This window comes from Falsiroseomonas oryziterrae (assembly GCF_021864505.1).
GTDB classification, from domain to species: Bacteria; Pseudomonadota; Alphaproteobacteria; order Acetobacterales; family Acetobacteraceae; genus Falsiroseomonas; species Falsiroseomonas oryziterrae.
The window spans coordinates 1-7,282 of sequence record NZ_JAKJIB010000202.1 but is presented as its reverse complement, the minus strand read 5'-3'; the positions used below and the strand labels follow the sequence as shown (position 1 = coordinate 7,282).

Here is a 7,282-nt window from a genome sequence, read left to right as displayed (position 1 = left end):
GTTGTGCTCTTCCGATCTCGATCAGCCGCGCGCCGCTCGCCGCGGCCTGGAGCACGTTGTTCACGTCATGCGCGATGCCGCCGGCGAGTTGGCCGAGCGCCTCCATCCGCTGCGCCTGCCGCACCCGCAGCTCGGCCGCTTCCCGGCCCGCGGTCTCGCGCCGCAGATCCTCGAGGGTGGCGCGCAGCCGCGCGCCCGCCTCCCGCTCGGCCGATGCGCTGCGCAGCGCGAGCCAGGAGGCGAGCAGCAGGAGGAGGGATGCCGCCAGCGCGACGGCGCCGAACATGACGAGGTTGTCGTGCCAGCGCCGCATCAGCTCCCGCGTCTCGACGCCGAAGCCGACATAGAGCGGCCAGGGACCGAGCCGCCTGTAGGCGTAGAGTCGCTCCTTGCCGTCTATGCTGGAGACGGCGCGGAACAGGCCGCCCGACGGGCGGTCGACGATGGCCTGCATCAAGGGGCTGTCGGAGCCGAGGCGCCGCGGACCGCCGGGCGGGTCGCGGGCCAGGATCTCCCCGTCGGCGCGGAGCAGCGATGCCGCATGCCGGAGCGGGGGCGCAGCCTCGCCGAAGAAGCGCGCGAAATAGTCGGGGCTGAGGGCGATGTGGATGATGCCGTCGAAGCTGCCATCGGGCACGTCGCGGCGCCGGCTGAGCGCGAAGCTCGCCATCCCGCTGGCCCGACCGCGGAAGGCACTGGAGACATGCGGGCCCGGCACACCGTCGCGGTGGATGTGGAAGAACTCGCGGTCGGCAACGGTCTGAGCCGGATCCCAGGGCTGGCTCCCGGCGCGCACCACGCCGTGCCGGTCGGTCACCCAGATCGAGACCGCCTGCTCGTAGGGCTTCTGGAGACGGGCGAGGAAGGCACTGGTTTCCGGCGCGGAGATCTGCTCCCAGGTGAGTCCGCTCACGCGGTCCGCCACGCGCGCGAGCGCAAGCTCCTGGGTCTCGAACACCTTCAGCGCGTGCTCCTGCATCACCAGCACGGTGCGCAGGACCGTGTCCTCCACCTCGCGCAGGACGTCGCGGCGGTTCTGCCAGGCGGCGGCGCCGAACAGGGCGGCCGGCACGAGGAGCGAAGCGAGGACCATGAGCACATGCAGCCGCAGCACCGGCGGCCTGTCGCGGCGCGTTCCGGCACGTGGCGCGGCAAGGGCCGCGCGCGTCGTCACTCCCAAGGGTTCGAGGCTCCGTACGATGCGCGTCTAAGTCGCCCCGCATCGCGGCTGCGGGAATGCCCGGACGGATGACGAATCCGGGAGGGTTGTCGGCCTGGATCAATCCACCCGCAGCGCCATCCCGTCGCGCTGCGGATCGGCACCGCCCTGCGGCACGCCGCCCGCCAGCGCGATCCCGTGCGGCGCAGCGAAGGGATAGGAGTGGAAGCTGCGCTTCACCTTGTGGCCCATGCGTTCCAACTCGCGCTGCACCGCGCGCGGGATGCGGTTCGAGATGTCGATCGCCGGCGTGGTCGCGGAGAAGCGCGGCGCCTGCACGGCCTCCTGCATCGTCATGCGGAAGACGACGAGGTTGAGCAGGACCTGGATCAAGGCGACGCCGATCCAGGCGCCGCCCGGCGCGCCGAGCGTCGCCAGTGCGCGGCCATCTGGGCCGAACAGCACGGTCGGCGCCATCGAGGAGAAGCGCTTCTTGCCCGGCGCAATAGAGCCGGGGCGGCCGGGGCGCGGGTCGTACCAGTTCATCGCGCCGTTCAGCATGATGCCCGTCCCTGGCGGTATGACGCCGGAGGGCACGCCGAGCGTTTGGGTCAGCGTCGCGAGCCGGCCGTCGCGGTCCAGGACCGAGATGGTGGTGGTGTCGCGCGGCTCCCCCGCCTCGCGCAGCGCCGGCGCAGGCAGCCCCGCGCGGATGCGCGCGGCCGCCGCGTCGGCATGCGCATCCGACAGCAGCCGGTCGAGCGGCGGCGCGTGGAAGGCGGGATCGCCGATATGCGCCTCGCGGTCGGCGAGCGCGACGCGCATCGCGCCGGTGACCACATGGATGTAGGGCGGCGTGTTGTGGCCGAGGACAGCGAGGTCGAAGCGCTCCAGGATGCGCAGCGCCTCCGCCACCACGATGCCGCCGGCGGGCGGCGCCGGCACGGCGACGACATGGCCCTGGAAGGCGACACGCAGCGGCGGCGCCTCCGCCACGCGGAAGCCGGCGAGGTCGTCGCGCGTCAGCAGCCCGCCATGGCGCGCCATGTCGTCCGCGATGCGCGCGCCGAGCGCGCCGCCATGCAGCACCTCGGCGCCGCCCGCCGCGACCTCGCGCAGCGTCGCGGCCATGGCGGGGTTCACCACGCGGTCGCCCGGCCGCTTCGGCGTGCCGTCCCCGCGCAGGTAGAGCGCGCGGCCCTCCGGCGTGAAGGCGAGCTTGTCCGTCATGGAGAGGCGGCCATAGGGGGCCTCGTCGGCGGTGAACATGACATGCACATGCGGGCGGACCGTCCAGCCTTCCTCGGCATGGCCGATCGCGGCGTCGAACAGGCCGTGCCAGGGCAGCCTGCCCCAGCGGCGATGCGCGAGTTCGAGCAGCCGCAGGATGCCGGGCGTGGTGACGGCTCCGTGGCCGATCTCGTTCGCCGCGCCCTCGAGCCGATAGCCGTAGCCGTCGCTGCATTCGCCGAGGAAGCGATCCGCCCACATCGCCTCGCGTGCCGCCGCGGGGCAGGTGGAGAGCGCGTCGAGCACGGTCGTCTCGCCGCTCGCCGGGTCGTGGATCTGCAGCACGCCGAGGCCGGCGAGGCCGCACATCATCGGGTCGACGACGCCCTGCGCCAGCGCGCAGGCGACCAGCGCGTCAGCCGCGCTGCCGCCGGCCGCCAGGGCATCCGCGCCGGCCTCCACCGCCTCGGGCTGCGGGGCGACGATCATCGCGGGGTTCGGCATGGCGTGGCCTCCGCCCCCGAGCCTAGACGCGCGCGGCGGGGCGGGGCAGAGGGGCGCCGCAATCCGGGAGATCCCTCATGACCCATGCCTCGCCCGCCGGCTTCCAGCACGGCATCACGCTCGACGCCGCGCGCCGCATCGCCGATGCGACGCTTGCGAAGGGCCGTGAGATGGGGCTCGCGCCGCTGACCGTCGTGGTGCTGGACGGCGCCGGCCAGCTGAAGGCCGCGCTGCGCGAGGACGGGTCGAGCCTGGCGCGCGTCGAGATCGCCTGGGGCAAGGCGAATGGCTGCCTCGCCATGGGCTTCGGCGGGCGCGAGCTGGCGCGGCGCGCGCAGGCGATGGGCCCCTTCATGAACGCGCTGTCCGACATCACCGGCGGCCGCGCCGTGCCGGTGCCGGGCGGCGTGCTGGTGAAGGACGGCGCGGGCGCGGTGCTCGGCGCCGTCGGCGTCTCGGGCGACCTGTCGGACAAGGACGAGGCCTGCGCCGTGGCCGGCATCCGCGCGGCCGGGCTGACGCCCGAGACGGGTGATCCGCTGGGCTGATCTTGTCGCCTCGCGCGAAACCGACGATCCGTTTCTCCGCATCCTGAGGGAAACGGAGTCGGTTCGTGCTGAAGATCCATGGCATCGCGAAGAGCCGCGCCTTCCGCTGCATCTGGGCGGCGGAAGAGGCGGGGCTCGCCTATGAGGTGATCCCGGTCGGGTTCGGGCCGGAGTTGAAGGCCAATGTCGCGGCGGTGAACCCGAACGGGAAGATCCCGGCCCTGCAGGACGGCGAGCTGACGCTGTTCGAGAGCCTGGCGATCAACCTCCACATCGCCGGCAAGCGCGGCGCGCCGCTGATGCCGGCCGGCGACGACGGTTCGCGCGTGCTGCAATGGACGCTCTGGGCGGCGACCGAGATGGAGCCCGCGATCATGCAGTGGGCCTACAACACCTATATCCGCCCGGCCGACCAGCGGGATCCGGGGCAGGCCAAGGCGGGCGCGGAGGCGGCGGCACAGCGCCTGCTCGTGCTGGAAGGGCATCTCGCGCGCGGGCCGGTGCTGGTCGGCACCGGCTTCACCATCGCAGACCTGAACCTGGCCTCGGTGCTCTATGGCGCCTGGCTCAACGGCTTCGACTTCGGGCCGTATCCGCGCGTGAAGGCTTGGCTCGACGCCTGCCTGACGCGCCCCGCCGCGCTGGCGGCGCGGAAGCAGCGCGAGGGATGAGGCGGGCGGGCGGGGCGCGTGGCCCCGCCCCTCGCGGTCAGCGCCAGACGAAGTTGGCGATGCTGCAGGTCTCGACCTGGCGGCGCTCCTGCGCGCGGCCGTCCATGTAGACGACGCGCATGTCCACCGTGCAGACGCCGGTGGCGGGCAGGCTCACGCCGAGCTGCTGGCCGGGCTGCAGCACGTTCGCGCCCAGCCGGTCGGGACCCCAATTGCTGTCGCTCGAGAGCGAGACATAGATCTCGCGGATCACGACGCCGGTGCCGTTGACGAAGTTGAAGGACGGGTTGCCGGCGACGGCGCGGCCCGGCGAGACCTGCGCGCCCGCCCCGGCGCCGGCGCCGGGCATCGGCGCGCCCCCACGGAAGGCGATGGTGGACAGGCTGCAGGCATTCACCTGCATCCGCGTCTCCTCACCGCCGCCCTGGTAGGTCACGCGGACGTCGAGCACGCAGTCGGAGAAGTTGGGCGTCACCCAGACTCGCTGGCCCGCCGGCAGCACTGAGGTGCCCAGGATGTCGGGGCCCCAGCCGGAAACGCGGGAGGAGGAGACATAGGCCTCCAGGATTGTCCGGCCGCTCTCGTTCACCAGCCAGAAGCGGTTCTGTGCCTGGGCTGCCGTCGGGGCGAGCAGGGCCCCGACCAACCCCGCGGCCAGCGCGAAGGCGGCGAGCAGACGACGATGCATGCGGAACTCCCCCACGAATCCAGGATGTTGCGCCGAAAGTAACGGGTCCGTGCTGGCGGACGAGTGAAAGGCCGGTAATCCAGCACGTCGCGATGGACCGTTTCGGTCGCAGGCGTCACTCTGCGCGGCGGGATCACAGGAGCGTGAGTATGACCGAACGGGCCGAGGAGACAGGCGCACTGCGCCGCCTGACGGCACAGGTGGTGGAACTGCGGGCCGAATTGATGGTGACCCAGGCCGCCCTGGCCGGCGCGATGGCAGAGATCGCGCGCCTTTCGCCCGAGCCGAAGCCGATGCTGGCCGACGCCGTGTCGCGGCTGCTCGGCTTCGCCGATGCGGCGGCGAGCGGCCTGCGCGGCGCCGCACCCGCCCGGCCGGAGATCGCGACGGAGGCAGCGCTCCGCATGGCGGATTGGGCCGAGGGGCTGCTCGCCAGCAAATAGGCGCGCCAGGACGTGTCGCTCGCGCATCATGCCGGCTGCGCATGTTGCAGCGCAGCCACGCCGGAGTGGCGCGGAGCGGAGCGGCGCTGCTAGGCTTCCCACCATGCCATTCCCGTTTCCCTCACGCCGGGCGCTGCTGCTCGCCGCGGCGTTGCTCTCGGCGTGCGGCGCGGCAGGCTCGCCCGCGCCCGCCCGGACATCGACTCAAGCGGCCGCCCTGGCCGAGCCCGGCGGCGTCTTCGGCGCCTATCTCGCCGGCCGGTTCGCGCTGTCGGAGACGGATACCCGGGCCGCCGCCGATCGGTTGCTGGACGCGCTCCGGCGCGATCCGGACCAGCCGGAGCTCATCCAGCGCGCCTTCGTGGCCAGCGTGCTGGACGGGCGCGCGGATGCGCTGCGGCTGGCGCGCCGTCTGCCGGACAACCAGGCGGCCGCGCTTCTGCTGATCGGGTCGGAGGCGCAGGCCGGCCGCTGGGATCGCGCCGAACAGCGCATCCGCGGCCTGCCGCGACAGGGACCGGGCGCGATCCTCTCGCCGCTGCTGCTCGCCTGGACGCTGCAGGGCAAGGGCCAGACGGACCAGGCGCTCGCCACCCTCCGGCCGCTCGCGGAAAGCGGCCGGCTGCGCGGCATCCACGCGCTTCATCTCGCGCTGATCGCCGACCTCGCCGGACGCAACCGCGAGGCGGAGCGCTATGCGCGCATGGCGCTGGCGGAGACGCCGGACATGTCGCTGCGGCTGCTGCAACTGGCCGGCGGCATCCTGGCACGCAACGGGCGGGAGGCGGAGGCGACGCGGCTCTTCGAGGAACTCGGCCGCGGGCTCGGCGACTTCTCGCTGGCCGCCGTCACCGAGCCGGGGCGGCGCGCGCTCCTGGCCGGGCGCGGCGTGACCTCGCCGGTCGAGGGCATGGCGGAGGCGAAGCTCGCGCTCGGCGCCGCGCTGCGCGGGCAGGCGAGCGAATCGGGGCTGATCCTGGCGCGGCTCTCGCTGCGGCTCAGGCCGAACTTCTCGCCCGTGCTGCTGCTGCTCGCCGAGCACTACGCGGAGGAGCGCCACCCGGAAGCGGCCTTCGCGCTGCTGGAGACGGTCCCGGCCGGCGATCCGCTGGCGCGTGTCGCGGCGCTGCGGCGGGCGACGCTGCTCGACCGCATGGACCGCGCGGCGGATGCGGAACGCGCGCTGCGCGCGGTGGCGGCGGAGGTGCCCGAGGCGCCGCAGCCCTGGGCGCGGCTTGGCGACATCCAGCGCCAGCGCAGCCGGTTCCCCGAGGCCGCCACCTCCTACGACGCCGCGATCGAGCGCGTCGCGGCGCCGCGCGCGGATGCCTGGCCGCTGTTCTATGCGCGCGGCATCGCCAACGAACGCGCCGGCCGCTGGGCGCGGGCGGAGGCGGATTTCCAGCGCGCGCTCGAGCTCTCGCCCGAGCAGCCCTATGTGCTGAACTACCTCGCCTACACCTGGGTCGAGATGGGCAAGAACCTGCCCGAGGCGCGGCGGATGCTGGAACGCGCGGTCGAGCTGCGCCCGAACGACGGCAACATCGTCGACAGCCTGGGCTGGGCGCTGTTCAAGCTCGGCGACATGGCCGGCGCGATCCGCTGGCTGGAGCGCGCGGTGGAGCTCGAACCGCGCAACAGCGTCATCAACGACCATCTCGGCGACGCGTACTGGGCGGTGGGGCGGCAGAACGAGGCGCGCTTCCAGTGGCAGCGCGCGCTGCGGCTCGACCCCGAGCCGCCGGAGGTGCCGAAGATCGAGGCGAAGCTGCGGAGCGGCCTGCAGGCCCCGAACGCCTCCACCGCGCAGCGCAGCGATTGAGCGCGGCGCCGGCAGGCGCCGTCACGGAGGCGGCGCCGGCGAAGGTGAATCTCTATCTGCGCGTCACCGGGCGCCGCGCGGATGGCTATCACCTGCTCGACAGCCTCGCGGTCTTCGCCGGCGCGGGGGATGCCGTGACGGCGGCGCCGGGCGAGGCGCTGGCGCTCGATGTGCGCGGGCCGGAAGCGCCGGCCCTGGCGGCGGAGGCGGACAATCT

6 protein-coding genes and 2 pseudogenes are annotated in these 7,282 nt (G+C 73.5%); 5 read left to right on the top strand and 3 right to left on the bottom strand.

Going from position 1 to position 7,282, the window contains the following annotated elements:
• Both L2I40_RS15380 and L2I40_RS15375 read right to left on the bottom strand, forming a co-directional pair.
• Window positions 1–1,174 (bottom strand): annotated as a pseudogene (locus tag L2I40_RS15380) (hypothetical protein); the annotation flags it as partial.
• 105 nt (window positions 1,175–1,279) lie between these two features.
• A complete protein-coding gene (locus tag L2I40_RS15375; RefSeq protein ID WP_237216083.1) occupies window positions 1,280–2,893 on the bottom strand; it encodes a gamma-glutamyltransferase family protein in 1,614 nt (537 codons plus the stop codon).
• A 77-nt stretch (window positions 2,894–2,970) separates the two neighbouring features.
• Between L2I40_RS15375 and L2I40_RS15370 the strand changes: the two genes are divergently transcribed.
• The gene (locus L2I40_RS15370; RefSeq protein ID WP_237216082.1) at window positions 2,971–3,441 is read left to right on the top strand and encodes a GlcG/HbpS family heme-binding protein; all 471 of its coding nucleotides are present in this window, start codon (window positions 2,971–2,973) and stop codon (window positions 3,439–3,441) included.
• Between the two features lie 65 nt (window positions 3,442–3,506).
• Entirely contained in the window at window positions 3,507–4,112 is a 606-nt protein-coding gene (locus L2I40_RS15365; RefSeq protein ID WP_237216081.1) for a glutathione S-transferase family protein, read from the top strand.
• Window positions 4,113–4,149: 37 nt separating this feature from the next.
• Here the strand turns inward: L2I40_RS15365 and L2I40_RS15360 are convergent, their stop codons facing one another.
• Window positions 4,150–4,800: a Tat pathway signal protein gene (locus L2I40_RS15360; RefSeq protein ID WP_237216080.1), complete on the bottom strand. Its 651-nt coding sequence runs from the start codon at window positions 4,798–4,800 to the stop codon at window positions 4,150–4,152.
• A 149-nt stretch (window positions 4,801–4,949) separates the two neighbouring features.
• Between L2I40_RS15360 and L2I40_RS15355 the strand changes: the two genes are divergently transcribed.
• From L2I40_RS15355 to L2I40_RS15345, 3 genes and pseudogenes are all read left to right on the top strand, one after another.
• Window positions 4,950–5,243: a hypothetical protein gene (locus L2I40_RS15355; RefSeq protein ID WP_237216079.1), complete on the top strand. Its 294-nt coding sequence runs from the start codon at window positions 4,950–4,952 to the stop codon at window positions 5,241–5,243.
• Window positions 5,244–5,346: 103 nt separating this feature from the next.
• A complete protein-coding gene (locus L2I40_RS15350) occupies window positions 5,347–7,065 on the top strand; it encodes a tetratricopeptide repeat protein (protein ID WP_237216078.1) in 1,719 nt (572 codons plus the stop codon).
• A pseudogene (locus L2I40_RS15345) lies at window positions 7,062–7,282 on the top strand (4-(cytidine 5'-diphospho)-2-C-methyl-D-erythritol kinase); the annotation flags it as partial. The gene L2I40_RS15350 and the pseudogene L2I40_RS15345, both read left to right, overlap by 4 nt.

Bases quoted from the DNA above. Each gene is read 5' to 3' on its own strand.
- L2I40_RS15375 (WP_237216083.1), bottom strand. From the start codon at position 2,893: ATGCCGAACCCCGCGATGATCGTCGCCCCGCAGCCCGAGGCGGTGGAG.
- L2I40_RS15370 (WP_237216082.1), top strand. From the start codon at position 2,971: ATGACCCATGCCTCGCCCGCCGGCTTCCAGCACGGCATCACGCTCGAC.
- L2I40_RS15360 (WP_237216080.1), bottom strand. From the start codon at position 4,800: ATGCATCGTCGTCTGCTCGCCGCCTTCGCGCTGGCCGCGGGGTTGGTC.
- L2I40_RS15355 (WP_237216079.1), top strand. From the start codon at position 4,950: ATGACCGAACGGGCCGAGGAGACAGGCGCACTGCGCCGCCTGACGGCA.
- L2I40_RS15350 (WP_237216078.1), top strand. From the start codon at position 5,347: ATGCCATTCCCGTTTCCCTCACGCCGGGCGCTGCTGCTCGCCGCGGCG.